Here is a 25540-nt window from a genome sequence, read left to right on the forward strand (position 1 = left end):
AGAAATCAGGTCATTACACAGAGTTTTACACTCAAGGAGATGGGAATATGACTTATATCAGAAAAGCGGGATACTTCACTGCGAGCCTGATTTCAGGGGCTTTGCTGATGACCAATGCTGCATGGAGTGAGGGCAGATTTGATCTCAGTCCAGAACAGCCAAACCGTTTGCGGGTTGAAAAAATCGATAAGCGTATCGATGAGGTCAAGGACTTCAAATTCGTCAAAGACGGTGTGCTGACCATCGGCATCAGCACCAGCGGGCATCTGCCGCTGCACGACTATGCATCAGATTCCAAGACCGTCATCGGCTACGATGTCGATCTGGCACAGATCATTGCCGATAGTCTCGGGCGCGATCTGGAACTGGTTTCGGTTGCTTGGGCCGATTGGCCTCTTGGGCTTGCTTCAGGCAAATTCGATGCGGTGATTTCCAATGTCACTGTGACGGAAGAGCGGAAGGAAAAGTTTGATTTTTCCACTTATCGCAAGGATGAGCTTGGCTTTTACGTCAAGGCTGACAGCGCGATCAAGGAGCTGAAACAGCCCAAGGATATTGAAGGTCTCAAGATCATCACCGATGCAGGCACCAATCAGGAAAAGGTGCTTTTGGAATGGGATCGTCAGAATGTTGCAGCCGGTCTGAAACCGATTGAGGTGCAATATTACGATGATGACGCGGTCAAGGATCTCGCCATTCAAAGTGGCCGCGCCGATGCGGTGTTTAGCGTGAATGCGACGCAGGCTTATTCCGCTGGTATCAATGGCAAGACCAAGCTGGTTGGCACGGTCAGTGGCGGCTGGCCAATCACCGCTGAGATTGCGGTCACAACGCGCAAGGGCAGTGGGCTTGCAGCTCCACTGACCAATGTTCTCAACGATCTGATTGCAAGCGGTGCCTATACCAAGGTTCTTGATACCTGGAACCTCGGGCCAGAAGCCATCACCGAAGCCAAGACAAATCCACAGGGCCTGCCGAAAAGCGGTTCGTGAGGGGCTGGGCTGGCACATGAGGGGACCGCATATGCCAGCCCGCTTTAGTTTACACAAATGGAGAACGGTTCATGAGAGCAGGTGCTCTGTTAGTTGCTGCATGGGCGTTGGTAAGCGCTTCATCTCTGCCGGCCTTTTCGGAGGATGATTTTGATTTATCACCCGAGCAGGCTGGTCGCATTCATGTGCAGAAAGATGCCAAGGCAATTGCGGCCATCCCCGCAGATTTCAAATTCGTCACGCCGGGCAAGCTGACTGTTGCCGTTGCGCCGGGTGGTCCGCCGCTGGCGGCCTATGCCACAGATGCCAAAACTGTTGTGGGTGCGGATGCAGACTATGCGTCGGCGATTGCGGAAAGCCTTGGGCTTGAACTTGAAAGCGTTCCGGTTGCATGGATCGATTGGCCGCTGGGTCTCGCATCAGGCAAATATGATGCTGTGATATCCAATGTTGGCGTAACGGAAGAGCGCAAGGAAAAGTTCGACTTTTCGACCTATCGGCAAGGCCTGCATGGCTTCTTCGTAAAGGCCGATAGTGGCGTTACCTCCATCAAGGAACCAAAGGATGCGGCAGGCCTCCGCATCATCGTGGGTGCCGGGACCAATCAGGAGCGCATTCTGGTCAAGTGGAGCGAAGAGAATGAGAAGGCGGGGCTGAAACCGCTGGAACTGCAATATTACGATGACGAAGCTGCCAGCCTTCTGGCTCTGCAATCGGGCCGGGCCGATGTGATTGTGCAGCCCCACGCGCAGCTCGTGTTCATCGCCTCCCGCGACAAGAATATCAAACGCGTCGGCACGCTGAGTGCGGGCTGGCCGGATCGCTCGGATGTGGCGATTACAACGCGCAAAGGCAGCGGACTTGCCGATGCACTGACCATTGCCACCAACAGCCTGATCGCAAGCGGAGACTATGCCCGCATCCTCGACCGCTGGCATCTGGAGGAAGAGGCTCTCAAACAATCGGAGACCAATCCGCCCGGATTGCCGAAGTTCAAATAACATCTCTACGCGCATCCCGAAAACCGGTTCCGACTTTGCGGGATGCACTCACATACAAAAGGATAAAACGTGCCAAAATCGATTGATTATTTCTTTTCCATCGGCTCGCCCTGGTCATATCTCGGGCTTGATACGCTTGAGGAACTGGCAGAGCGGCATGTGGTTGAAATCAAGCCATATCTTGCGACCGTCATCGAGGAAAATGGCGGCATCTTTTCGCGCAATCGTCCGGAAGCCCGTCGCGCTTATGGCACGCAGGATCTCAAGCGGTGGGCCAAGTTTCGCGGAAAACCGCTTTTCATTGATGATCGCCCGGCTCTGAGTGATCCCACACCTGCTTCATTCAGTGTAATTGCGGCTTACCTTGACGGTCAAAACTGGCTGCAGCTGACACGCGTGCTTCAACATGCGTTTTGGTCTGAGGCTAAGGATATTGGCAAGCCGGAAGTCCGCAGTGCGGTCGCGAATGAAGCTGGCTTCAACGGTCAGTATCTGGTTGGGCGCGAGAATGATCACGACGTTCAGGCCAAATGGAAATCGGATCGCGAACGTGCCGTCGACAAGGGTGTGTTTGGTTTTCCGACCTATATTTACGATACTGAGACTTATTGGGGACAAGATAATCTCGGCTTTCTGGCGAGCCATTTGCGCGGAGAAACCTATTAAATTCAAATGGCTGCATTAGAAACTTCAGATAATGCAGCCAGTTGCTATATCGGCTGTCAGCGAAGCGCGTATCCACCATCCGGATAAAGGTTCGATCCGGTCACAAACCTGTTTCCCATCAGGTAAAGTACGGTATCGGCAATCTCGGATTCAGTGCCTGGTCTGCCGACAAGCGAATTTTGACGATAGTGTTCATAGGCCATTTCGCGTATTTCCCGCGGACGATTTTGCCAAAGATGGCCGTCGATTGTACCGGGTGAAATCGTGTTCACCCGGATGGGTGCCAGATCAATCGCCAACCCGCGACCGAGCCCTTCGATTGCACTGTTGCAAGCTGCATAAACTGCGCCACCCTTGATTGGTCTTGCGCTGGCTGCACCCGCCATCAAGGTGATCGAACCAGCCTTGTTGAGATGCGGAACAGCTTGTTTCACAGCCCAGTATTGGCCCCAGAACTTTGAACGAAACGGGCTTTCAATTGCCTCTATGTCGTCGCTGTCGAGACCGACCACAGTGTAAGTGGCCGCCGGGACGAACAGATGATCGAAAGCGCCGATTGTTCTGAAAAATGTCGCAAGAGATTGAATGTCGGAGGTATCGACTTCCAGTGCGGTTGATCTCTCTCCCAGAGTTATAGCAGCCTGTTCAAGTCTTGCAGGATCGCGTGCGCCTAGAACGACCTTACCGCCGGCTTTTACCGCCTTCTTTGCAACGGCAAACCCGATCCCGGTACTTCCACCAATCACGACGATTGTCTTATCTCGCAGTGCTTCTGACATTGCTCACCCTTCACAGCGCTGAAATTGTGTGAAAGGCAATCTATCATGGAGAAAATTTCGCACTTCTGGCATTATTTATATTCAATCACGACAAATATTATCGACAGATGATTTCAAACGAACGGTTCAACGGTATCAGAGCATTTGTTCAGGCTGAGCAATCGGGCAGCTTCGCGGCTGCATCAACCGTATTGGGCCTGTCGCAATCTGCGGTCAGCAAGTCTGTTGCTCGGCTTGAAGATCGTCTCGGTGTGCGGTTGTTTCATCGCACGACCCGCAGTCTAAGCCTGACCGACGAGGGACGCATTTATCTTGAAAGTTGCCGTCGGGCGCTTGAAGAGCTTGCGAATGCAGAAACTGCACTTTCTTCCCGCATAGCTGTTCCGTCAGGACGGGTGCGGATTAATCTGCCGGATTTGTTTGGCCGGAAATGCGTTGCACCTTTGTTGATGCAACTCGCACAGGCCCATCCACAGCTGCATTTTGAAATGTCATTTGAAAACCGCGTCGTGAACCTGATCGAAGAGGGGTACGACCTTGCGGTGCGGATCGGTGATCTGCCCGATAGTACGGATCTGATTTCTAAACGCGTGGGTCAGCAGGACGTCATCATTTGTGCATCGCCCTCTTATATATCGGCCTACGGTAAGCCTTTGAAACTGAGTGACGTTCAAGAGCATTTCTGCGTCACGCAGTTTCGCGGTGGGCGGAATGAACCATGGGTCGTTTTAAACGAGCATGGGGAAAAGGTTCGATGCGATATCCGCGCGAACCATAGCTTTGCTGCTTTTGATATGATCGTCGATGCGGGTATTGCTGGCTTGGGGCTTGTTCAGGTACCCCGCTGGCTGGTCGAAGACAAGCTCTTGTCCGGCGCATTGGTTCAGGTTTTGCCGGATATCAGAACACCCTCGTTGCCGATCCGTATCATATGGCCGGGCGGGCGTGTTCTTGCGTCACGCGTGAGAGCAACGATTGGTATAATTGCTGAAGGCTTGCGGTAGATCGCGCCGCGCTTGATAGGCGCGGCGCCGCTTAATTTTACTGGCTGGAGAGGCTGTTTCCAGCTGGGGCACCAAGCTCAAAAAGCTTGGAACCTTGCTCGCCATCGATCTCCCGATAACCAATGATCCGAAACCATTTAACGACATCAGGACGGTCAAGCCAGCTTCTGGAATGTATCGGACGGTCGCCGGAAAGCGCCTGAATTTGCTTTATGTGCTTCCGGCAAAAGCGGACGGATCGCGCATTGAAGAAATCTTCCTTCGCTGCAAACAGCGTATCTGTTCCATCATCCGCCTCTTGCCAGGCAATGATCGCCACGACCTTGTCGTCTTCAATCAGTGCATGTGCGCGTCCTTCGCGCAAGTTCATGGTAAGGTTATCATAGGCCGATCTTACGTCTTTCCCAGCCGCGATATATTCTGCTGCCATTCGCTCTGAAAGGTCGTGAAAAACGCTTTCCAGATCACCAACACTTGCCGTGCGTGCTTTCATCTTTCTGACCTCCCTTGGTTATTTTCCTCCGCACCGAAAGGGATAATCTGATTATCCCAAGGCTGATCGGATCAATATCTTCAACGTTAAAACGCTGAAGCCAGTTCCACTTTGAAAATATGCCATGTTGGGTTTGTCGATAAAACCCAATAAAGCCAACGCAAGATATTGGGATGGAGTCTAACATTGCTCTGTGACGGGCGCTTAGCACGATGATCCATGAATCACGGAAATATGAAGCGCAAATTCCTTGAGTGGCGCAGGCTGCGCAATCATATTTCTTAGCTCAATGAGTACGTAGTCGTAAAATCACCGATCTGACAAACGCTCATCGAGAAGCGCCCACCTCATTTCGCAATAGCCTCAGGAACAATCAATTGAACAAGTCTCTTCATCTTACGGCGTTTATGCGCCCTGTAAGCCTGCATACTGGCGCTTGGCGATATCCCGGTGCCTATGCCGACGCGAATTTCAATTTCAAGCATCTGAAGGCTTTCGCCCAGAAACTTGAAGCGGCGAAATTCGACGCATTCTTCATGGCGGATCATCTTGCGGTCCTCAACATGCCGGTCGAGGCACTGAAGCGCAGTCATACGGTTACGTCGTTTGAACCATTCACGCTGCTGTCAGCTCTGGCTGCGGTGACTGACAAGATCGGACTGGCGGCGACTGCTTCCACCACATTTGACGAGCCTTACCATATTGCCAGACGTTTTGCCTCGCTTGACCATATCAGCCAGGGGCGCGCAGCGTGGAACATCGTCACGACATCCAATCCCGATTCAGCGCTTAATTTCGGCAAGGACGAGCATGTCGAGCATGGCGAACGTTACAAGCGTGCGCGCGAGTTCTATGATGTTGTAACGGGACTTTGGGACAGCTTTGCGGATGATGCATTCATCCGGGATCAGGAAAGCGGCATCTTCTTTGATCCATCCAAGATGCATGTTCTGGATCACCATGGCGATGATTTTAATGTGCGTGGGCCACTCAATATAGCGCGTCCCGTACAAGGATGGCCGGTAATTGTTCAGGCTGGTCAATCAGAGCCGGGTCGCCAGCTAGCGGCAGAAACCGCTGAAGTGGTGTTTTGTGCGCCGCGAGACATTGTTGAATCAAAAAAGCTTTATGCTGATTTGAAGTCGCGCTTGGCAGCTGCCGGTCGCGCGCCATCGTCGTTGAAGATATTGCCTGCAGCCTTCATCGTCCTTGGCGATAGCCTTGAGGAAGCCAAGCAGAAGCGTGCGAAGCTCGATAGTCTTGTTCACTATGATAGCGGTATCGCATCGCTATCGATTGCTCTGGGCCATGATGTATCAGGCTTTGACCCAGACGACTATTTGCCTCAAATTCCCGAAACCAATGCAAGCAAGTCGGGCAGGGCGCAGGTGCTTAAACTGGCCGAAGAGGAAAAGCTGACTGTCCGTCAGCTCGCCCAGCGTTACGGCGGCTATTCGGGTCTTGCTTTCGTCGGAACCGTCGAAAGCGTTGCCGATGAAATGCAGAAATGGCTGGAAGAGGATGCCAGTGACGGCTTCACAGTTGTATTCCCCTTTCTTCCGCAAGGCCTTGATGATGTGGCGGAAAGACTGGTGCCTGAGCTACAGCGCCGTGGTATCTTCCGCACCGATTACGAGGGCAGCACACTGCGTGAACACCTCGACCTCCCACGCCCTTCAAACCGCTTTTTTGATGGCAGCTAAGCTGTCTGAACTCTGAACCGATGTCGCGGGATAGATCGGTATTTTCAAACCGAGATTGTCCCGCAATGTCGGACCATCATAATCGCTGCGGGCAAGCCCGCGGCGACGAAGCTCCGGCAGCACCAGCTCGGCAAAGTCTTCCAGACCTGCCGGGAAGATAGGCGGCATCACATTGAAGCCATCCGTGCCATAGGTTTCAAAACGCTCTTCGAGCGCGTCAGCCACGTCCGTCGCCGTGCCGACGATTTGCAAATGACCACGCGCGCCCGCAACCCGTAGATAAAGTTCGCGAATGGTTAGATTTTCGCGCCGCGCCAATTCAAACAGAAGCTCTTGTCTGCTTTTGCTGCCTTGAGTTTCCGGCAGCTCCGGCACGGGACCGTCGAGATCGAACTGCGAAAGGTCGGGGCCAGACCAGCCGGAAGAAAGAATATTGAGCCCCACAGACGGGTGAATGAGATTCTGGAGCTGATCGAACTTATCCTGAGCCTCCTGCCTTGTGCGACCAACAACCGGAAAAATGCCCGGCATGATTTTGATATCGTCGGCATCACGGCCATAGTGCGCTGCACGTAGTTTGACATCTTTGTAGAAAGCGGAAGCTTCCTCAATAGTCTGCTGTGCCGTGAAAACAACATCTGCACTTTTTGCTGCCAGTTCCTTGCCCGCCGCTGATGAACCCGCCTGTACCGTTACCGGATGCCCCTGCGGTGAGCGTGGCACATTGAGTGGTCCCTGAACCGAAAAATGCTTGCCCTTATGATCAAGCACATGCCGCTTGTTAGGGTCGAAAAACCGTGCCTGCTCCTTGTCATAAAGGAAGGCATCATCTTCCCAGCTGTTCCATAGCCCCGTGACGACATCGGCGAATTCTTCCGCCCGTTCATAACGGTCGGCATGTTCATAATGACGGTCGAGATTGAAATTACGCGCCTCAAAGTCGCTGGCTGAAGTAACAAGGTTATAGCCCGCGCGACCACCGCTTAAATGGTCAAGTGAGGCAAATTTTCGTGCGATGTGAAAAGGCTCATTGAAGCTTGATGAGGCCGTCGCAACAAGACCGATGTGGCTGGTGACAGCCGAGAGCGCGGACAAAAGTGTGAGCGGCTCAAACTGTGCTACATAGCTGTGCGCTGTGCGGCTCAGAATTTCGAGATTGTCGCCGCGGGTTCCTGCACCATCGGCAAGAAACAGCAAATCAAATTTGGCTGCTTCTGCCAGCGAGGCAACGTTGCGGTAATAGTCGAAATTGATGCCAGCATTTGCAACAGCATCCGGGTGCCGCCATGCCGCAATATGGTGGCCGACCGGATAGACGAACAAGCCAAAACGCAGAAAACCCTCACGCTTTGCCATTTCAGGCGCTCCGGGCCTGAGATGGTGTTGCAACGGATAAGGCTGGCAGTTCCAGATTGGCGCGGAAGTCAGAACCGATATAATCCGTATCAATCAGCGAGCGGCGGCGAAGCTCAGGGATCAGGCCATTTAGAAGCAAATCTTCCTGATCGGGATTACCAATGCCGTGCAGTGTTAGAACGTCAACAGCACCCGTATTGAAGCGTTCTTCAATCGCATCAACAAGTTGCTCCGGCGTACCCGCAATCGACCAGTGACCGGTTTCCTGTGCCTCAATAATCAACTGACGCAGGGTCAGACCTTCACGCGCATAGCGGCGGAAGACTTCGACACGGCCCCGGCGGCGGTTAATGCTGGTGACTTCCGGCAGCAGGTTTTCCGGTAGAGACTTGTCGAGCGGCAGATCGCTCAGATCAATATGGCCGCCGAGCATATCTGCAAGTTTGACACGTCCCTGCTCATAATCGATTGCCTCATGCTTGTCTTTCAGACGGCGAGCAACATCGGCTTCCGATGAGCCAATCAGCGAATGAAGCGAGTTCATGATGAATGGCAGATTGTTGCCACGGCCAAACTGTGCTGCTCTGCGGCGCAGCTCGGTGGCAAAGGCCAAAGCATCTTCGAGCTTCGGCTGTGACGTATAGACGACTTCAGCATAGCGGGCGCCAACGGTGACACCGGCGTCGGATTGGCCGGCCTGAAACTGAACCGGACGACCCTGCGGCAGAGGTGGCACATTCAGTGGCCCTTCTACGCTGAAATGCTTGCCACGATAGTTGATGGGGTGAAATTTTTCCGGGTGGACAGAGATATTACCCGACGCTTTGCGGGTGATCGCATCACGTTCATTTGCATCATAGAGCGCGTTGACGATCTCGATAAATTCCGCAGCACGTTCATAGCGCTCTTCCGGACTTGGCAGATCGCCGCCGAAATTCTCTTCGCCGACCGAAGAGGTCACGGCATTCCAGCCCGTTCTGCCACCGCTCAAATGATCCAGCGTTCCGATCTGGCGTGCGAGATTATAAGGATGCAAAAATGTTGTTGAGACGGTCGCAATAAGCCCGATATGCGATGTGGCATGTGCCAGCGCTGCAAGCGCGATAACCGGGTCTTGCGTGCCGGTGGTGCCTGCAAGACCCGCCGGGTCAAGTTGCAGGAGGTCGGCAGTAAAAAGACCGGTGATTTTCTCGGCTTCAGCCTTCTTTGCCAACTCTATCGCGCGTTTGAACCCAAAGGTCTTGTCCTGGTCATTGTCCGCGGAAACAACGTTGCTGGCACCGAACAGGGTTTTCAAGCGGCGGGTACGTGTTCTGGTCATGGAAGTATCCTCGTGTTTTATGCCGCGCTTATCGTTGGAACGGCATCCAGCAGGGCGCGTGTGTAATTGTGCTGTGGTTGGGAAAAGACGCGTTCAACAGCGCCGCTTTCAACGATGCGACCATCCTTCATCACCAGAACGCGGTCTGTCAGATGATGGACGACGCCAAGGTCGTGGGAAATGAACAAAAGCGATGTGCCTGAAGCTGCTTGTAGCTCGGCCAAAAGGTCTAGCACCTGAGCCTGCACCGATACATCAAGCGCGCTTACAGGCTCATCGGCGACCAGCAATTTCGGGCGCGGTGCAAAGGCACGCGCGATGGCGACACGCTGGCGCTGACCGCCCGACAATTCACGGGGATAGCGCTTGAGAAACGGTGCGCCCAGACGCACAGCATCCAGCACTTCCACCACGCGCTTGCGGCGTTCATCACCATAGACATGAACTGAATCAAGGCTTTCACCGACGATCTTTTCAACCGTGTAACGCGGATCGAACGAACTGAGCGCATCCTGCGCAATCAATTGCATATGCGCACGTTGTTCGCGGCGTTGCTCCTCACGCAGATTGCTCCAGAGCCTGCCATCAATATGTACAGAACCCTGATCGGGTTCTGTAAGGCCAAGCACAATCTTTGCGACAGTGGTTTTGCCGGAGCCGGATTCCCCAACAATGCCGAGCGCTTCGCCAGCTTTCAACGAGAATGAGACATCATTGACGGCCAAAGGCGTGTTGGCTTTGCCATAATGTTTGAACAACCCTTTGGCTTCCAGAACATTGGTGCTCTCATCGATACGCTTTGCTGGTAGGGCCACCCTGACTTGCGGTTGGTGCGGCTGTGCTGGCGATAGCCGGTAGCCGCGCGATCCGGCCGACGGTACGGCTTCAAGCAAATGTCGCGTATAGGCTTCCTTCGGCGCACTAAGTATCTGCCTTGTTGGGCCTTCCTCAACGATGCGGCCATTGTGCATGACCAGAACGCGATCAGCCAATCGTGAGACAACAGCAAGGTCATGGCTAATCAGCAGAAGTGTGTGTCCCGCCCGGCGACGCTCCGCAAGAAGATCGAGGATCTGCTTCTGAACCGTCGCGTCAAGCGCTGTGGTCGGTTCGTCGGCAATGAGCAGTGACGGCGAGCGTGCAACCGCTGTTGCGATCAGGGCGCGTTGCCTCAAACCGCCGGAAAGCTGATGTGGATATTGCAGCAATCTGCGATCAGGGTCGGGAATGCCGACCGAGCGCAGCAATGCCTTGCTGCGATCCGTGACATCCGGCCTTCGGAAGAAGCCCTTGACGCCGAAGGCATCGGAAAGCTGTTGCGAGATACGACGTAGCGGATCGAGCGAAACCAGCGCATCCTGCAGGACAAAACCGATCTTGTTGCCACGAAGACCGCGCCACTCCTTATCGCGGTAATCAAGGACACTCAGACCATCGATCTCGAAAAGGTCAGCCTTGACGATTGCGCTTGGGCCTGAAAGTCCGATCAGTGCTCGTGCGGTCACTGACTTGCCCGAACCGGACTCTCCAACAAGCGCTACCGTCTCGCCGGGGTGAATGGTCAAATTGATGCCTTCGACGACTTTGACCAACTGGTCATCGCGTTGAAAGTTGATGGATAGATTGCGGATTTCAACAAGGGGCGTTGTCATGACTGCCTCCGGCCTTCAAAGGCAAGCTGCCAACGGCGTCCGAGAATGCTGATGGAGATAACGGTGAGTGTGATGGCCAGACCGGGCCAGACGCCAATCCACCATGCAACACGCAGATAATTGCGCGCTTCTGAGAGCATCGCGCCCCATTCGGGAGCTGGCGGCTGCGGTCCCATGCCAAGAAAGCTCAAGCCCGCAGCACTGATGATTGCTGTGCCAAGTCCGATGGTTGCAAGGATTGGTACCTGCGCAATGGCGTGGGGCAATACGTGCCGCAACACGAGGATATGACGCTTCAGCCCAAATGTTTTCGCCTGCTCAACATAACCGCTTTGCGCAATAACAAAGGTCTGCGCGCGCACGACGCGGGCGAAACGCGGAATGATGGCAACCCCAAGCGCAAAGATCAGATTGACGGTGCCTGGTCCTGTGAACGAGATGAAAACAAGAGCCAGCAGCAGATCGGGAAACGAAGACACCACATCGAGAAAGCGGGAAATTGCTTCATCAATCAGGCCGCGCGATAGTCCAGCCAACAACCCCAAAATCGAGCCAGCGATAGCACCGATCGCCACAGCGCTAAAGCCGATCAGAACGGAATAGCGCGCACCGTGAACCACGCGTGAAAACACGCCGCGGCCCAAATGATCGGTGCCAAACCAATGTTCTGCCGACGGCGGCAATTGTGCCTGTAGCGGATCTGCCAGCAATGGATCGGCTGTTGTGAGTAAACCCGGCCAGAGCGTTGCAACGGCAATTAGCGTTAGAAAGAGTGATGGCAGTGCCAGTGCCGGGCGCGAAAGGGCCAATCGGGCCAGATTACGTAAGCTTGTACCAGCTGGTTTTGCCGTCGAGTGCGTTTCAAGTGCGGGGGTGACACTCATGATCTATCTCCGGCCTTCGGTTCTCAGGCGCGGATCAATCAGCAGATAGAGCACATCAACGATGGTGCTCATCACCACATAGATAAACGCCGAGAAAATAGCGACAGCCAGCACCACCGGCAAGTCGTGATAAAGCACTGCATCAACGGTAATGCGGCCAAGACCGGGACGTCCGAAGACGGCTTCGGTAATAACAGCGCCTGAAAGAAGTCCACCAATCAGCCAGCCGGTCAGTGTCACTGCTGGTAGCGATGCATGGCGCAAACCATGTCTCAAACGCAGCACAAGATTGCTGGTGCCCCAACTGCGCACTGTCAGCGCAAAGGGTTCTTCCAGTGCGCGTTCCAGACCTTCGCGCAAAACCTGTCCAATCACCGCGCCTAAAGACAAACCAAGCGAAAGAGCTGGCAGAACGAGTGCTGCGAAATTCCTGTCCCCCGACACCGGAAACAGCTTGAGAGTGAAGGAGAAGACGAAGAGCAGAACGATGCCAAGCCAGAAGGATGGCGTTGAAATCAACACAAGTTCTGTGCCGGCCGCGATTGAGCGCGGCAGCTTTTTACCGGCTGTCAAAACAGCGCTGCCCACAGCAAAGACGATTGCCACAAAAAGTGCCGCCCCCGCGAGCTTTAGCGTCGGCCACATCTGCGAAAACAACAGCTGTGAAACGTCTGTCTGCAAGTAATAAGAGCGTCCGAAATCGCCATGCAGAATACGTCCGAGATAGGACAGGTATTGCATGAAGATTGGATCATCCAACCCCCATTCTGCGCGAATGGCAGCTTCAACTTCAGGCGTGCGCAGCTGCTCGCCAATCAGTATGCTGACGATGTCGCCGGGTGCCAAATGGACGCTGATGAAGCTCAGGGTGATTGCCGCCCAAAGAACCAGCAGGCCTGAGCTTATGCGCAGGGTGATTTGTCCCGTAAGGCTGTTCCGCGGGACTCCGAAACGCCGGGGCAACCAGCTTGCGGGTGCGCGACCGATGGTCGTGGTATTTTCAGCATCCATGATCTGTAGCTCCTCTGTGCCGAAGTCCGCAGGACGGTGTGTTTATTCGCTGCGCCAGATGTCGTAAGCGCTTTCAGGAAGTTGTTTGAATGGGCGGAAGCTGATGCCTTTGACATAGCTTGCAGCCGCAACCTGATCTTCAGGCTCGTACAGCGGCAAGGCATAGGCCTGATCCAAAATGGCGAAGTTTTGCAGCTTGCTGTAAAGCTCAAACCGTTTGGTTTGATCGAGCGTTGAGGCGGCTTCATTCAGCCATTGCGCTAATTCAGGTGCTGAAGCGCGGCTGTAATTGATGTAACCGCCCTTATCGAGTGGCAGGTAATGCAGCTCGATATCGATAGCGTCGGTTGGCGTGTTGGAATTGGCAATCGAGCCAAATTCGCCAGTCTTTCGGCGATCTGTGTAGGTTCCGGCATCCACATAAACGATCTTGAGATCAATCCCCGCACTCTGGCGCGCCTGCGCCTGCAAAGCCTGCAAGAGAACGTCGCGCTGATCACGCACGGTTGCCTGTGCCTGAATAACTTCGATGGTCAGCGGCTTGCCATCCTTGGTGCGGAAGCCTTCCGCATTGCGTTCCGTCCAGCCCGCTTCATCAAGAAGCTTGTTGGCAAGCTCTGGATTGGCACCGTACTTTCCTTCGATGCTTTTATCGTAGAACTGCGGATCAATAGGCGAGGTGATGCCCCATGCGCGGATGCGTTCCCCGCGATAGACAGACTTGAGAACGGCATCGACATCAATCGCTGCAACCAGCGCTTTGCGAACGTTAAGCTCCTGCGTTGGCCCCCATTCGACATTGAGGAAAAGCGAATAAGGTGTGCCGGTATTCAAGGCCGTCTGATAGGTGAAATCAGGATTGTCCTTGAACAAGGCCGCATCATTGCCCGACACACCTTCAATGACATCAACCTGACCAGACGTAAGGGCGCCGGTTCTGACCGAGGACTCGCCCAGGAAACGGTAGGTCACTTCATCCAGATAGGCTGGCCCCTGATGAGCAGCATTTGCTGGTGCCCAGTTGTAATCCGGGTTTTTTGCGAAGTTGAGTTCCTGTCCTTTGGCATAGCGCTTCAAAATGAAAGGACCGGTTCCTGCAATCTGAGGTCCGCCGGATTTGATTTCGTCTGATTTGAATGCCGCGGGCGAGAGAATTTCCAGGCTGGCAATATAATCAAGAAATGGCGCGTAAATGCCTTTGAGCGTGAAAGTGACGGTGTTTTCGTCAAGCGCTTTCGCTTCTGCAATGCGCGACACTGGTCCGGTGCTTGTGCTGCCGGAATAGGCCGGGTCTTTGAGCGCCGTAATATTGGCTACGACAGCTTCTGCATTGAATTTTTCGCCGTCCGTAAACTTCACATCATCGCGTAGCGTGAATGTGTAGGTTTTACCGTCGTCCGAAATCTTATGATCTTTCGCAAGCCAAGATACATAACCGCCGTCAGCGGTACGTGCGAGCAGCGATTCATAAGCATTGCGCAGCAGAAGCTTGGTTTTGTCCTGGCCATTAAGCTGCGGATTGAGCGTTGCAGGCTGGGTTTCAACACCCCAGACCAGCTTGCCACCTTCAACGGGTTTGGCATCTTCCGCGAATGCGATTTTTGGCAGTGCGACCGCTGCGAAAACTGCGGTTCCGAGTGTCAGGAAATATCGGCGATTAAGCATGTATCGGTCTCTCGTAAGAAGGATGAAATTAATCTTGAAGCCAGATGTCGTAGGCGTTTTCCGGAAGCCGCTTGAAAGGGCGGAAACCAATGCCTTGAACGCGGGATGATGAGACGATTTGATCGGCTGGCACGTAGAGCGGCAGGCCATAAGCCTGTTCGAGCAGCGCAAAACGTTGCAATTCTGCGTAAGTCTCAAAGCGCTTTTTGGGATCGAGCGTGGAAGCGCCTTGGTCCAGCCATTGGGAGACTTTGGGGTCTTCTGTTCGGCTATAGTTGATCGAGCCGCCCTTATCGCGTGGCAGATAATGGAAATAGATGGTGACGCCATTTTCTTGCGTCGTGGTCGAGTTTGGAATGATGCCGTATTCGCCGTCTTTCTGACGGCTGGAATAGGTGCCCGCATCGACATATTGCAGCGCAATATCGATGCCCGCATTCTGCCGCGCCTGAGCCTGTACCGCCTGTAACAGAATATCCCGCTGGTCGCGCACGGTGGATTGTGACTGCACAACCTCGATTGTCAGACGTTTGCCGTCTTTGGTGCGGAAGCCGTCGGCATCGCGTTCCGTCCAACCCGCGTCATCGAGAAGCTTATTGGCTAGTTCTGGATTAAACCCGTAAGTGCCTTCAATCGACTTGTCGTAAAAGTCTGTGTCGGCGGGCGTAAGAATGCCCCAAGCACGTTCGCGTTCACCGCGATAAACCGACTGAATAATGCGTTCGACATCGACGGCAGCCAGCACTGCTTTACGGACATTGACGTCGGAAGTGGGTTCGCGGGTGATGTTGAGATAGAGCGTATAAGGCGTTCCTGTGTTGATTGAAGTTTGGTAGTTAAATTCCGGATTATCTTTGAAAAGTTGCGCATCGTTGCCGGAGATACCTTCTGCGGCATCAATCTGCCCGGAAGTAAGTGCGCCGATACGCACTGAGGATTCAGGCAGGAAACGATAGGTCACATCATCGAGATAGGCCGGCCCTTGATGCGCGGCATTTTGGGGCGCCCAATTATAATCCGGGTTTTTAACGAAACGGATTTCCTGACCCTTGATGTAACGGTCGATAACAAAGGGGCCGGTTCCTGCGACTTCTGTTCCACCAGCCTTCAGCTGTCTAGACTCGAATGCTTTGGGCGAGATCAGTTCAATGCCTGCCGCACCGTCCAGAAAAGGTGCGTAAACGCGGTCGAGTTTTATAACGACAGTCAGTGGATCAACGGCCGTGACTTCGCTGACGCGCGCGACATGGCCTGCACTGATGCTTCCAGAATAAGTGGGTTCTTTGAGTTTGCTAAAGTTGAGAGCAACAGCCGCTGCATCGAATTTTTCACCATCCGAAAACTTCACGCCGTCGCGTAGCTTGAACGTGTAGGTCTTGCCGTCCTCAGAGACTTCGTAGCTTTTGGCAAGCCATGGCACATAGCCACCATCCGGTGTACGGGCCAAAAGGGATTCATAGCTGTTGCGCAAGATGAGCTTGGCTTTGGCCTGACCGTTCAAATGGGGGTTAAGTGTACTTGGCTCTGTCTCCACACCCCATGTGAGAGAACCACCGCTGACGGGTTCAGCATTCGCTTTGGCTGAAGTGATTTCGGCTCCAGCAGCGATGATCAGAGTAAGGGCGCTGGCGCCAGCCAGGAAAGCTCGTCTTGTTACCAAGTTGAATATCCAGTGTCGGGAAATTGGGAGAGTTTATGCCGCGATTGCCGGGCGATTATTGGCGAGCAGCTCAATGGTTTTGAGACGATGGCTGCCTTCTGAAACAGGACAGTCGACAACGAACTCGGCGATGCCCAACTCCCGATGCAGGCGTTGAAGTTCACTGTGAACATGCAAGGCTGTGCCACGGATCACGCGAGGCGTGCGCTCTTCGATGCTGTATTGTGTGGCACCCGCCTGTCGCACATATTCAAGCGCCTGTTCGTGACTGCCGACATTGACCGGCTGCAGGCCCTCGACCGCAACACGGAAGCGACGAATATCGCCTGCCAGTTTTTCCGCCTCGGCATCGCTCTCAGCAACAATAACGCTGACCGCTAAAATGGCAGGGCGGTTCGTAATTGTCCGATAGGCTTCAACCGCTTCTTTGATGGCTGCCGGATCGCCCTGAATATGTCCGGCATAGACGAAGTTCCAATCGAGCTGCGCCGCAAGTTCAGCACTTTCGACGCTCGCACCCAGCAGGAAACGTTCAGGTTTTTGCGGCGGAACCGGATAGGCGGCAATGCCGTTCTCATCATCTGATTTCTCAGAGCCATGATCGAGAAAGCCATCAAGCTCTGCGAGTTGCTGTTTAAAGGATGGTTTTCGGTCCGGGTCATAAGCCCCTTGCAGTGCGCGGGTTGACAGCGGTAGGCCACCCGGCGCTTTTCCGACGCCTAAATCGACCCGTCCAGGGGCAAGTGATGCAAGCAGATTGAAGTTCTCAGCGACTTTATACGCGCTGTAATGCTGCAGCATCACACCGCCCGAACCAATCCGGATATGATGGGTGTGAGCCAACAAAAAGCCGATCAGTACCTCCGGTGACGAACTGGCAAGCCCCGGTGAGTTGTGGTGCTCTGCCACCCAGAAACGATGAAAGCCTGCGGCTTCTGCTTTCTGCGCAAGCTTTATCGTGCGGGTCAGCGCCGCCTGGGCTGCTTCGCCGTCATGAATGGGACTTTTATCGAGAAAACTGAGCGCGTAGGGCATGTGATCCTCACCAACAACTTCAATGAGGAGATAATCTATGTTTTTTGTAGAATATTAATCGAGCAACGATCTTCCAATATTTGCACGCTCATTAAACGTTCATGCCGTGCAAACGTGCGAGCAAAGAGGCACCGTTAAGGAGAGATACTGTTCGATGGCAGCTTTATGCTTCCACTCAACACAAGTCGGACAGGATTTGTTTCAGCGGAGGCTTTCTATGGTTGATATTATTGTCCAGTCTTCTCTTTTGGACCCGGCGGCACAGCCGCTTATTGACGGTCTGGTTCATGAATATGACAGCCGTTATGCGAATCTGGACCGACCGGGCGGCGCACGCACAGAAATTCTGCGCTATCCCACAGAGGCATTTGCGGCGCCGCTCGGCGGTTTCCTGCTGATTCAGCGCGATGGGGAAACCATTGCCGGGGGTGCCTATATGAGCCACGACGATGAAACCGTCGAACTCAAGCGTATCTGGACGGCATCGCATTTGCGTAGGCAGGGACTGGCGCGCCGTATCGTTTTGGCGCTTGAAGAAAGTGCCGGTGAACTAGGTTACACGCGGGCCTATCTCTCGACGGGTTTTCGCCAACCCGAGGCTACAGCGCTTTACATTTCGCTCGGCTATCGCCCGCTCTTCGACACATCTTTAGATGTTCAGCAATATCGGTCGCTGCCTTTTGAAAAGCACATTGGCTCCAAGCTAGGCCAGCAAATCTCTTCGCCGCTCTATCCCGCATCGGCCTCATTTGAAGAGGCAACGCAGCGCGTGCTGGAACGTAAGGCGGTGCAGGAAGCAAAGATTCTTGCGCGACTTCAAAGCTATCGCGAAACCGCTGCGTGAGAAGGGAAACAAGCCATGCCCCTTTCACATATCGAACATTTCGCCTTTCTCATTCCCGGCAGTCATCACGAGAATGATCCCGCACGGGGTTTAGAGGATACGCTTCAGCTTTTCGAACATGGGGAGCAATTGGGATATGACAGCGCATGGGTGCGCCAGCGCCATCTGGAACGCGGCATTTCATCTGCTGCTACCTTCCTCGCTGCCGCTTCGCAGCGAACAAAACGCATCGGTCTTGGCACTGCGGTCATCCAGCTTGGTTATGAAAACCCATTCCGGCTGGCCGAAGATCTTGCAACTGTGGACCTGCTGTCGAACGGCAGGCTGAATGTTGGCGTTTCAGTTGGTGCGCCGCCTTTTGCGCATCTTATCGCAGATTTCGTCGATGCTGCTCCCATCGCTGATTACAGTCATGCGCGTGCAGAAAAACTGGCACAGGCCCTGCGGTCAGAGCCACTTTCGGGCGAGACCGAAGCAGGCAATGCCGCTGGAGCGCAAATCCCGCGTTTAAGACCCTTTGCCAAAGGGCTGACCGACCGCCTGTGGTATGGCGGTGGATCACAGAATTCAGCACGTTGGGCGGGGCAGGCTGGGTTTAATCTTCTGACGGGAAACATTGTCAGCGGTGAGAACACGGACGATTTTCTGATAGCCCAAAAAGCTCTCATAGAACGGTTCCGTCAGGAATGGGTGCATGAGCGTGCGCCGCGTGTCGCACTTGGCCGGGTGATCCTACCCACGGACAGCGCAAGCCCCGATGCGCGCCGTCGCTATGCGGAATTCGCCGCCGAACGCGACAAGCGAACGGGTTTCGCCCATGGTCCGCGCCGCACTTTGTTTCTGCCCGATATTGTGGGCACGACAGAGCAAATTCTGGAAACTTTAGCAGCCGATCCTGTTCTCCCGCTTGTCTCCGAGTTTCGGCTGGAGCTGCCTTACGAATTTCACGCCGAGGATTATGCGCAAATTCTCACAGACTTTGCGCGGCTTCTTCCTGCCTCGGGCGCAAGCAAGCCAGAGCTGAGCGTCGTTCGCGCTGGCTAGTTATCCAATCCATTCAATGACGATCGGAATACAATCATGACGCAGTCTAAAACCCTGCTCTTAGGCGTGGGTATCAGCGCCGCAACCGCACCTCAAACGAGCCTCAAGCAATCGCGGCAGTTCTGGACCGAGCTGACAAAACCGTTCGATGGTGCATTTGCATTTCTGACACTGGAAGATGAGTTCGCAGACAAGGGCGGCGATGGGCTGGATGCCATCTTGCTGGCAAACTGGCTTGCACTGCGTCTCACCAATATTGGTATCATCGCTGGTGCGCCAGTCAATTTTCTGGAACCTTTTCACGTTTCAACAGCCATTGCGACGCTTGATTATGTCAGCGAAGGGCGTGCTGGATTGCTTGTGCAGCAGCTCACAAAACAGCGCAATTTGGAAGCCAGCAAAGCGCTGGGTGCGTTGAATGGTTATCCTTCGCTTGATCAACAGGCGCTTAAAACGGACACTCAAGACGCAATTGAAGTTATCCGCAGGCTTTGGGATAGCTGGGAAGATGATGCAGTTATTCGCGATAAGAAAACGCAACGTTTTCTTGATGCATCCAAACTGCATTACATCAACTTTGAAAGCGACAATTTCCGAATTCTTGGGCCTTCAATCACCCCGCGTCCACTGCAGGGCCAGCCGATTGTAGCCACCACACTTTCAAACCTTGATGAGCTGAATGTCGCCCGTAATGCGGATGTGGCTTTTGTTACAGCGGATGAGCAGCTTATCAGGGCTGCTGGCTCATCCGTGCATGATCGCGCAGCGCTGGTTGTCGTCGCCGACATCGCGCTTTCTGACAAGCTAAGTGTTCAGGAAACGATTGATGCCGTTATTGAGAACCAAGCATGGGGCGCTTCGGGCATAAGGTTGCTCTTGTCTGATCCGCAATCGCAAAGCGACTTCGTTCTCAAAGAACTGCTGCCCGCATTGCAGGCTCGCAAGCTTGTTCACAACGGCGAGGGCACCACGCTGCGGGCGCGGTTTGGTTTGCCTGAAGCAATCAATCGTTATTCAACAGCCGCTTGAGCGAAGGAACCGGGAAAATGACAAAGCTGAAGCAGGTTATTCTCGGAGCGCAGTTTCCGGGCGTCAACAATTTCACCGTATGGAGCGATCCGGCAGCGGGTAGCCAGATCGAGTTTTCTTCGTTCAGGCATTTTGCTGAAACGGTCGAGCGCGGCAAGTTTGATTTCATCTTTCTTGCGGAAGGCTTGCGCGTGCGCGAGCAAAAGGGAAAGCTTCACGAATTTGATGTTGCTGGTCGGCCCAATACGCTGGCTATTCTCACCGCACTCTCTGCGATTACAGAGAATGTGGGCCTTATCGGTACGCTAACAACCACATTCAACGAACCCTATGCGCTTGCGCGGCAGCTTGCGACTTTTGACACTCTCTCCGGCGGGCGTGCAGGCTGGAATGTGGTGACGTCACCGGGGGCATTTACTGGCGCGAATTTCCGGCGAGGCGATCATCTGCCCTTCAAGGAACGCTATGAGCGTGCGCGCGAATTTCTTGATGCCGCGCAAAAAATCTGGGCTGGAGGTGATTTTGCTTTCAAGGGCAAGCATTTTGACATTGCTGGTCACTCAGATCCGGCACCGCTACCGCAAGGCGCGCCCGTTATTGCGCAGGCTGGCGACTCGCAGGAAGGGCGCGAGCTTGCCGCAAGCCACGCCGATGTCATCTATTCCCGCCATGGTACACTGGAAGCGGGGCAGGAGTTTTATCGCGATGTGAAGCAGCGTTTGGCTCATTATGGGCGCAGTCCGGATTCGCTGAAAATCCTGCCGGGCGCCAATTTCGTGTTGGGCGATACGCAAGAAGATGCGGAAGAAAAACTGCGCGAAATCCGTCTGCAGCAGGTCAGCCCGAAATCTGCCATTACGTTTTTGGAGCAGGTATGGAACCGGGATCTTTCAAACTATGATCCGGATGGACCGCTTCCGGAACTGGAGCCGGATGTTGCACACGAGCAATTGGCTCTCGGGCGCGCCAATCGTTATGATGACCGCATTGATACGGCGCGTGCATGGCGCGAGCTCGCTGAACGTGACAAGCTTAGCATCCGTGACCTGATTATTAAGGTTACAGCGCGTCAGCAGTTTGTTGGCACGCCGCAGACGATAGCGGACGAAATCAATGCCTATGTGCAGGCTGATGCAGCCGATGGGTTCGTGTTTGCGCCGCATCTTACGCCTGGAGGCTTCGACGAATTCGTTGAAAAGGTTGTACCGATCCTTCAGGACAAAGGCGTGTTCCGCAGCGATTATGCCGGAGAAACATTGAAAGATAATCTCGGCTTATCAGCTTAACCGCCAAGAACAATAAGCAGTGGCGCGTAATTGCGCCGTTGCTGGTTCTAATTTTCTACAAAATCAGTCGAATATAGAAAGCGCATTCTCGGCCAATCTGTCAAGCGCTGCTACCGTGTGGCGGATTGATAAATCTGGAGTAATAAACAGACATGGGATCAACGGTAACATATCTCCGCGAGAGTATTCCGCAGTATGTTGAAGAGCCTGTAGATATCGAGGTTTCTCCGGGTGAACTCAAGGCCGCTATGCGACAGCTAGCGGGTGGGGTAAGCGTTGTTACAGCAGGGTTTGACGAAGGACGCACGGGCGCAACGGTGACGTCAGCGACGGCACTGTCTGTCGATCCTCCAACAATCATCGTGAACATCAACCGTGGTTCGTCGGTCTGGCCGGTGATCAGCCGGCACAACCATTTCTGCGTAAACATTCTGTCTGCTGGTCAGCAGGCTATTGCGGACCGTTTTGCAGGAAAAGATGGCGTGAAGGGCGCTGCCCGATATGAGGGCGCTGCTTGGTACGCTCTCGAAAGCGGCGCGCTGGCGTTGCATGGCGCGTTGGCTTCGGTCGATTGTGCGGTTGAGGACGTTATTGAGCGCCATACCCACGCTATCATTATCGGACGGGCACTGAAGATTGTGACCGGCGGCGGTGAGCCGCTTCTTTATCACGGCGGCGGTTATCGATTGCTTGGGCTGTAATTTAGTTTAAATAGATAATATAAAAAGCCGAAGAATATATTCTTCGGCTTTTGCTTTTTTTGAAATTATGGCAAAATTTAAAAGAAATAATTTTCAACTGTCTTTATAATTTTAAATATCAATTCCTGACATTATTTTAATTATATAAATAAGTTCAATCATCTTTCTTTATAAGCAGGGTGATTGCATGACTTCCGAAAATAAGAAATCTTATCTATCTCGGCGTGCTTTTCTGGGGGCATCCGCAGTTGGTCTTGGTGCGGCAGCCATTGGTGGCTCCGATGGCTTTGTGCGCAAGGCATTCGCACAAAGCACCTCATCTTCTCCGAGAGTGATCAAGCTGGCCTGGGGGCAGACGGCTGTGTGTCAGTCGCCAATTTCGGTCGCGCTCAAGAAAGGCTTGTTTGAGAAATATGGCCTGACTGTCGAACCGGTCAATTTCTCTGGACCAACCGATCAGTTGCTTCAGGCAATTGCCACCGGCAAGGCAGATGGCGGCATCGGCATGGCGCTGCGCTGGCTTAAGCCATTGGAGCAGGGGTTTGACGTATCGCTGACTGTCGGAACGCATGGCGGCTGTATGCGCCTACTGGCAGCACCCGATTCAGGCATCAATTCGATTGCTGATCTGAAAGGCAAAAAGGTTGCCGTTAGCGATCAGGCGAGCCCGATCCGCAACTTCTTCGCCATTCAGGCGGCCAAGCAGGGCATCAATCCGGATACCGAAATCGAATGGCTGCAATATCCGGCTGATCTCTTTGCGGAAGCCCTGAAGAAGGGTGAAGTGCAGGCTGTGGCTGGCGATGATCCGCACGCCTTCCTCCAGCGCGAGCGTGATGGTCTCAAGGAAGTCGCGACCAATCTTGATGGGCAGTATGTCAATTCTGCCTGCTGTGTGCTGGGTCTGCGCGGAAGTCTGGTTCGTGATGAGCCGGAAGTTGCGAGCGCCTTGTCGCGTGCAATCGTAGAAGCACAGGCTTGGACTGCAGCGCATCCAGATGAAAGCGCTGAAATCTTTGCGCCTTTCGTTCCGGGCAATGTCTCTGCAACGGACGTGGCGCGTATCCTGCGCAGTCACACGCATGACCATCATTCGACGGGTGATGCCTTGCGCAAGGATGTCGCTCTGTTCGTGGATGAGCTCAAGATCATCAATGTCATCCGGCTAAATACCAATACGGATGCATTTGCCGAAAAGATCGTCGCCAATGTCATCACCTGACACAGTCTATATCTCGTCCAAGGATGACGCGCGGGAGGCTCTGCCCTCCGCGCTTCGTCGCTCGCTATGGCCGTTCGTGGCGGTGATCGCCTGGGCTATCGTCAGTGCGATTTCCGTCTTCCTTCCCAATGTAGTGGTTGGTTTTGCTGAGCCGCTTTATGTTCGTGAAACCAATGGCTTGTTCATCGGCTGGACGATCCTTCTGGCAGTCGGTGCAGCATTGGTTGCGGTCTATCCGGCATTTGGCAAAAGGCTGGTTTACTGGTCGCCATGGCTCACGGCTCTGGCGGTATTTTTTGGTGTTTGGGAATTGCTTACGGCCAAGTTTGCATGGCTCCCTGTGCCGTTTTTCCAGCCGCCTTCGTCTCTGCTCGAAGTCTATCTCGATGATTGGCCGCGTCTGCTCGACAGCCTCTACAACTCGTTCAAGCTGCTGGCTTCGGGTTTTGTGCTTGGTGCGATTGCTGGCTTTCTGACCGGTGTTTCCATCGGCTGGGTACAGGCAATCGGCTATTGGGTTCATCCGGTGTTGCGGTTTCTGGGGCCAATTCCTTCGACTGCACTGCTGCCGATGGCATTCTATTTCTTCCCGTCAGGCTTTTCAGCCGCGGTCTTCCTAATAGCATTAGCAACATGGTTTCCGCTTACGGTTCTGACATGGTCGGGCGTGGCGAGTGTCGATAAAGCCTATTACGATGTTGCCCGCACTTTGGGCGCCAGTCAGTTGTTCCTGATACTGCGTGTCGCAATTCCTGCAGCATTGCCGCATGTTTTTGTCGGTCTTTTCATGGGGTTGGGTGCATCTTTCTCGGTGCTGGTCGCCGCTGAAATGATGGGCGTCAAGTCCGGTCTCGGCTGGTATCTGCAATGGGCGCAAGGCTGGGCGGCCTATAACAATCTCTATGGCGCGCTCATCATCATGGCGATTGTGTTTTCCGGTCTGATTACGCTGCTCTTTACGGTGCGTGATCGCGTTCTGACTTGGCAGAAGGGGGATGTGAAATGGTGAATGCTGCCCTCAATCAAACGCCTGCAGCCTCCGCTGATGAAAGCCGTGGCTTCCATATTCAGGTTGAGAATGTAAGCCACCGTTTTGGTCTTGAAGGCAAGTCATTGCCAGTTCTCAACCACATTGAGCTTGATGTGCAACCGGGTGAATTTGTTGCCATTCTGGGTCCATCGGGTTGCGGCAAGAGTACGCTTTTGCGGCTCGCTGCCGGTCTGGAGCCGCCAAGTGAAGGGCGGATTCTGGCCGATGGCGAGGAAATCCTCGGTCCTAATCCGTCGCGCGTGGTGGTCTTCCAAGACCCCACACTTTATCCATGGCGCACGGTGCGGGACAATGTGGCTTTGGGGCTTCAGGCGCGTGGCGTGCTTAAAACTCAGGGACACCGCATCGATGAAGCAATTGAACTGGTGGGATTGTCGGCTTTTGCCAATGCCTATCCGCGTCAGCTTTCGGGCGGCATGGCGCAGCGTGCGGCCTTAGCGCGTGCGCTCGTCAATGATCCGAAATTGCTCATTCTGGACGAGCCATTGGGGAAACTCGATTCCCTGACGCGGCTTGCCATGCAGGCTGAGCTTCTCGATCTTTGGCAGCGCAACGGCTTTACCACATTGCTCGTCACGCATGATGTCGAGGAAGCGATTTTCCTTGCACAACGGGTCATCATCTTTGGCAATCGCCCGGCAAGCATCGAAGCCGAACTTAAAGTGGATCTCAGCTATCCGCGCCATCGCGGCGATCCGCGACTGGCGGAACTGCGCAGGCAGGCGCTTGCGCATCTTGGGCTCGATGCCGACTGGTAAAATCAGGAAAGAAAAATGTTCAAAAAAGCAATTCTTACAGCGGCCCTATTATTGGGGTCGATGACGCAACTTTATGCTCATGCGCATCTCGCACAATCCGAGCCAGCCGAAGACGCTGTGCTCAATAAAACGCCTGCCATTGTTTCCATCGAATATACCGAAGCGCTGGAACTCGGCCTTAGCAAACTTGTCCTCAAGGATGAGAGCGGGGCGACTATCGAAACCAGTAAGCCTGAACATATTGACGGCAACACAAAGACGCTCTCGGTCACACCGCCAGCTTTGAAGCCGGGTACTTATACGGTCGAGTGGGGCGCTGCATCGGTCGATACGCACCGCACCGAAGGCGCGTTCAAATTCAAGATTGCTAATTAAGGTTGCCG

General features: G+C 53.9%; 24 protein-coding genes. 14 read left to right on the plus strand and 10 right to left on the minus strand.

What is annotated here, in order from left to right; all coding sequences use genetic code 11:
- Nucleotides 1–107 precede the first annotated feature (107 nt).
- From CEV34_RS10725 to CEV34_RS10735, 3 genes are all read left to right on the plus strand, one after another.
- Complete coding sequence (locus CEV34_RS10725) at nucleotides 108–992, plus strand: ABC transporter substrate-binding protein (RefSeq protein ID WP_374891760.1); 885 nt, start codon at nucleotides 108–110, stop codon at nucleotides 990–992.
- A 71-nt stretch (nucleotides 993–1063) separates the two neighbouring features.
- The gene (locus CEV34_RS10730) at nucleotides 1064–1993 is read left to right on the plus strand and encodes an ABC transporter substrate-binding protein (RefSeq protein ID WP_007878986.1); all 930 of its coding nucleotides are present in this window, start codon (nucleotides 1064–1066) and stop codon (nucleotides 1991–1993) included.
- Nucleotides 1994–2062: 69 nt separating this feature from the next.
- Entirely contained in the window at nucleotides 2063–2659 is a 597-nt protein-coding gene (locus CEV34_RS10735) for a 2-hydroxychromene-2-carboxylate isomerase (protein WP_007878987.1), read from the plus strand.
- Between the two features lie 56 nt (nucleotides 2660–2715).
- On the opposite strand, the gene CEV34_RS10740 is transcribed toward CEV34_RS10735, so the two are convergent.
- Nucleotides 2716–3438, minus strand: a complete 723-nt coding sequence (locus tag CEV34_RS10740) for an SDR family oxidoreductase (RefSeq protein WP_007878988.1) — start codon at nucleotides 3436–3438, stop codon at nucleotides 2716–2718.
- A 107-nt stretch (nucleotides 3439–3545) separates the two neighbouring features.
- Between CEV34_RS10740 and CEV34_RS10745 the strand changes: the two genes are divergently transcribed.
- A complete protein-coding gene (locus tag CEV34_RS10745; RefSeq protein WP_007878989.1) occupies nucleotides 3546–4442 on the plus strand; it encodes a LysR family transcriptional regulator in 897 nt (298 codons plus the stop codon).
- 37 nt (nucleotides 4443–4479) lie between these two features.
- Here the strand turns inward: CEV34_RS10745 and CEV34_RS10750 are convergent, their stop codons facing one another.
- A complete protein-coding gene (locus CEV34_RS10750; protein WP_007878990.1) occupies nucleotides 4480–4935 on the minus strand; it encodes a hypothetical protein in 456 nt (151 codons plus the stop codon).
- Nucleotides 4936–5342: 407 nt separating this feature from the next.
- Here CEV34_RS10750 and CEV34_RS10755 point away from each other — a divergent pair, with 407 nt between their 5' ends.
- Nucleotides 5343–6638, plus strand: a complete 1296-nt coding sequence (locus CEV34_RS10755) for an LLM class flavin-dependent oxidoreductase (protein ID WP_051063990.1) — start codon at nucleotides 5343–5345, stop codon at nucleotides 6636–6638.
- Here the strand turns inward: CEV34_RS10755 and CEV34_RS10760 are convergent.
- The 8 genes from CEV34_RS10760 to CEV34_RS10795 are packed head-to-tail and all read right to left on the minus strand — an operon-like array spanning nucleotide 6612 to nucleotide 17222.
- Complete coding sequence (locus CEV34_RS10760) at nucleotides 6612–7994, minus strand: LLM class flavin-dependent oxidoreductase (protein WP_094543620.1); 1383 nt, start codon at nucleotides 7992–7994, stop codon at nucleotides 6612–6614. The two genes, CEV34_RS10755 and CEV34_RS10760, sit on opposite strands and share 27 nt — an antisense overlap.
- Before the next feature lies 1 nt (nucleotide 7995).
- On the minus strand, nucleotides 7996–9315 hold the full coding sequence (locus CEV34_RS10765) for an NtaA/DmoA family FMN-dependent monooxygenase (protein ID WP_007878996.1): 1320 nt from the start codon (nucleotides 9313–9315) through the stop codon (nucleotides 7996–7998).
- Nucleotides 9316–9332: 17 nt separating this feature from the next.
- A complete protein-coding gene (locus CEV34_RS10770) occupies nucleotides 9333–10967 on the minus strand; it encodes a dipeptide ABC transporter ATP-binding protein (protein ID WP_007878997.1) in 1635 nt (544 codons plus the stop codon).
- Nucleotides 10964–11851 carry an ABC transporter permease gene (locus CEV34_RS10775; RefSeq protein WP_007878998.1) on the minus strand — a complete coding sequence of 296 codons (888 nt, stop codon included), beginning with the start codon at nucleotides 11849–11851 and terminating at the stop codon, nucleotides 10964–10966. Before CEV34_RS10775 ends, CEV34_RS10770 begins: the two co-directional genes overlap by 4 nt.
- 3 nt (nucleotides 11852–11854) lie before the next feature.
- A complete protein-coding gene (locus tag CEV34_RS10780; protein WP_007878999.1) occupies nucleotides 11855–12862 on the minus strand; it encodes an ABC transporter permease in 1008 nt (335 codons plus the stop codon).
- A gap of 42 nt (nucleotides 12863–12904) precedes the next feature.
- A complete protein-coding gene (locus tag CEV34_RS10785; protein WP_007879000.1) occupies nucleotides 12905–14527 on the minus strand; it encodes an ABC transporter substrate-binding protein in 1623 nt (540 codons plus the stop codon).
- Between the two features lie 28 nt (nucleotides 14528–14555).
- Nucleotides 14556–16187: an ABC transporter substrate-binding protein gene (locus CEV34_RS10790; RefSeq protein WP_007879004.1), complete on the minus strand. Its 1632-nt coding sequence runs from the start codon at nucleotides 16185–16187 to the stop codon at nucleotides 14556–14558.
- A gap of 33 nt (nucleotides 16188–16220) precedes the next feature.
- Entirely contained in the window at nucleotides 16221–17222 is a 1002-nt protein-coding gene (locus CEV34_RS10795; protein ID WP_007879005.1) for an LLM class flavin-dependent oxidoreductase, read from the minus strand.
- Nucleotides 17223–17439: 217 nt separating this feature from the next.
- Between CEV34_RS10795 and CEV34_RS10800 the strand changes: the two genes are divergently transcribed.
- From CEV34_RS10800 to CEV34_RS10840, 9 genes are all read left to right on the plus strand, one after another.
- Nucleotides 17440–18066, plus strand: coding sequence for a GNAT family N-acetyltransferase (locus CEV34_RS10800; protein WP_094543623.1), 627 nt, complete (start codon nucleotides 17440–17442; stop codon nucleotides 18064–18066).
- A gap of 15 nt (nucleotides 18067–18081) precedes the next feature.
- Nucleotides 18082–19110 (plus strand): LLM class flavin-dependent oxidoreductase, encoded by a 1029-nt coding sequence (locus CEV34_RS10805; protein WP_007879006.1) that lies wholly within the window; start codon nucleotides 18082–18084, stop codon nucleotides 19108–19110.
- A gap of 36 nt (nucleotides 19111–19146) precedes the next feature.
- Complete coding sequence (locus CEV34_RS10810; RefSeq protein ID WP_007879007.1) at nucleotides 19147–20139, plus strand: LLM class flavin-dependent oxidoreductase; 993 nt, start codon at nucleotides 19147–19149, stop codon at nucleotides 20137–20139.
- 17 nt (nucleotides 20140–20156) lie between these two features.
- Nucleotides 20157–21425, plus strand: a complete 1269-nt coding sequence (locus CEV34_RS10815; RefSeq protein WP_007879009.1) for an LLM class flavin-dependent oxidoreductase — start codon at nucleotides 20157–20159, stop codon at nucleotides 21423–21425.
- Nucleotides 21426–21577: 152 nt separating this feature from the next.
- Nucleotides 21578–22126 carry a flavin reductase family protein gene (locus CEV34_RS10820; protein WP_007879012.1) on the plus strand — a complete coding sequence of 183 codons (549 nt, stop codon included), beginning with the start codon at nucleotides 21578–21580 and terminating at the stop codon, nucleotides 22124–22126.
- Between the two features lie 187 nt (nucleotides 22127–22313).
- Complete coding sequence (locus tag CEV34_RS10825; RefSeq protein ID WP_094543625.1) at nucleotides 22314–23348, plus strand: ABC transporter substrate-binding protein; 1035 nt, start codon at nucleotides 22314–22316, stop codon at nucleotides 23346–23348.
- Entirely contained in the window at nucleotides 23335–24357 is a 1023-nt protein-coding gene (locus CEV34_RS10830; protein WP_007879016.1) for an ABC transporter permease, read from the plus strand. Before CEV34_RS10825 ends, CEV34_RS10830 begins: the two co-directional genes overlap by 14 nt.
- Nucleotides 24351–25157: an ABC transporter ATP-binding protein gene (locus tag CEV34_RS10835; protein WP_007879017.1), complete on the plus strand. Its 807-nt coding sequence runs from the start codon at nucleotides 24351–24353 to the stop codon at nucleotides 25155–25157. Before CEV34_RS10830 ends, CEV34_RS10835 begins: the two co-directional genes overlap by 7 nt.
- A 15-nt stretch (nucleotides 25158–25172) precedes the next feature.
- Nucleotides 25173–25532 carry a copper resistance CopC family protein gene (locus CEV34_RS10840; RefSeq protein WP_007879018.1) on the plus strand — a complete coding sequence of 120 codons (360 nt, stop codon included), beginning with the start codon at nucleotides 25173–25175 and terminating at the stop codon, nucleotides 25530–25532.
- Nucleotides 25533–25540 lie beyond the last annotated feature (8 nt).

It is taken from the genome of Brucella pseudogrignonensis (genome assembly GCF_002252525.1).
Classification (GTDB): Bacteria; Pseudomonadota; Alphaproteobacteria; order Rhizobiales; family Rhizobiaceae; genus Brucella; species Brucella pseudogrignonensis.

Bases quoted from the DNA above. Each gene is read 5' to 3' on its own strand.
- CEV34_RS10725 (WP_374891760.1), top strand. From the start codon at position 108: ATGACCAATGCTGCATGGAGTGAGGGCAGATTTGATCTCAGTCCAGAA.
- CEV34_RS10730 (WP_007878986.1), top strand. From the start codon at position 1,064: ATGAGAGCAGGTGCTCTGTTAGTTGCTGCATGGGCGTTGGTAAGCGCT.
- CEV34_RS10740 (WP_007878988.1), bottom strand. From the start codon at position 3,438: ATGTCAGAAGCACTGCGAGATAAGACAATCGTCGTGATTGGTGGAAGT.
- CEV34_RS10745 (WP_007878989.1), top strand. From the start codon at position 3,546: ATGATTTCAAACGAACGGTTCAACGGTATCAGAGCATTTGTTCAGGCT.
- CEV34_RS10750 (WP_007878990.1), bottom strand. From the start codon at position 4,935: ATGAAAGCACGCACGGCAAGTGTTGGTGATCTGGAAAGCGTTTTTCAC.
- CEV34_RS10755 (WP_051063990.1), top strand. From the start codon at position 5,343: ATGCGCCCTGTAAGCCTGCATACTGGCGCTTGGCGATATCCCGGTGCC.
- CEV34_RS10760 (WP_094543620.1), bottom strand. From the start codon at position 7,994: ATGGCAAAGCGTGAGGGTTTTCTGCGTTTTGGCTTGTTCGTCTATCCG.
- CEV34_RS10765 (WP_007878996.1), bottom strand. From the start codon at position 9,315: ATGACCAGAACACGTACCCGCCGCTTGAAAACCCTGTTCGGTGCCAGC.
- CEV34_RS10770 (WP_007878997.1), bottom strand. From the start codon at position 10,967: ATGACAACGCCCCTTGTTGAAATCCGCAATCTATCCATCAACTTTCAA.
- CEV34_RS10775 (WP_007878998.1), bottom strand. From the start codon at position 11,851: ATGAGTGTCACCCCCGCACTTGAAACGCACTCGACGGCAAAACCAGCT.
- CEV34_RS10780 (WP_007878999.1), bottom strand. From the start codon at position 12,862: ATGGATGCTGAAAATACCACGACCATCGGTCGCGCACCCGCAAGCTGG.
- CEV34_RS10785 (WP_007879000.1), bottom strand. From the start codon at position 14,527: ATGCTTAATCGCCGATATTTCCTGACACTCGGAACCGCAGTTTTCGCA.
- CEV34_RS10795 (WP_007879005.1), bottom strand. From the start codon at position 17,222: ATGCCCTACGCGCTCAGTTTTCTCGATAAAAGTCCCATTCATGACGGC.
- CEV34_RS10800 (WP_094543623.1), top strand. From the start codon at position 17,440: ATGGTTGATATTATTGTCCAGTCTTCTCTTTTGGACCCGGCGGCACAG.
- CEV34_RS10805 (WP_007879006.1), top strand. From the start codon at position 18,082: ATGCCCCTTTCACATATCGAACATTTCGCCTTTCTCATTCCCGGCAGT.
- CEV34_RS10810 (WP_007879007.1), top strand. From the start codon at position 19,147: ATGACGCAGTCTAAAACCCTGCTCTTAGGCGTGGGTATCAGCGCCGCA.
- CEV34_RS10815 (WP_007879009.1), top strand. From the start codon at position 20,157: ATGACAAAGCTGAAGCAGGTTATTCTCGGAGCGCAGTTTCCGGGCGTC.
- CEV34_RS10820 (WP_007879012.1), top strand. From the start codon at position 21,578: ATGGGATCAACGGTAACATATCTCCGCGAGAGTATTCCGCAGTATGTT.
- CEV34_RS10825 (WP_094543625.1), top strand. From the start codon at position 22,314: ATGACTTCCGAAAATAAGAAATCTTATCTATCTCGGCGTGCTTTTCTG.
- CEV34_RS10830 (WP_007879016.1), top strand. From the start codon at position 23,335: ATGTCATCACCTGACACAGTCTATATCTCGTCCAAGGATGACGCGCGG.
- CEV34_RS10835 (WP_007879017.1), top strand. From the start codon at position 24,351: ATGGTGAATGCTGCCCTCAATCAAACGCCTGCAGCCTCCGCTGATGAA.
- CEV34_RS10840 (WP_007879018.1), top strand. From the start codon at position 25,173: ATGTTCAAAAAAGCAATTCTTACAGCGGCCCTATTATTGGGGTCGATG.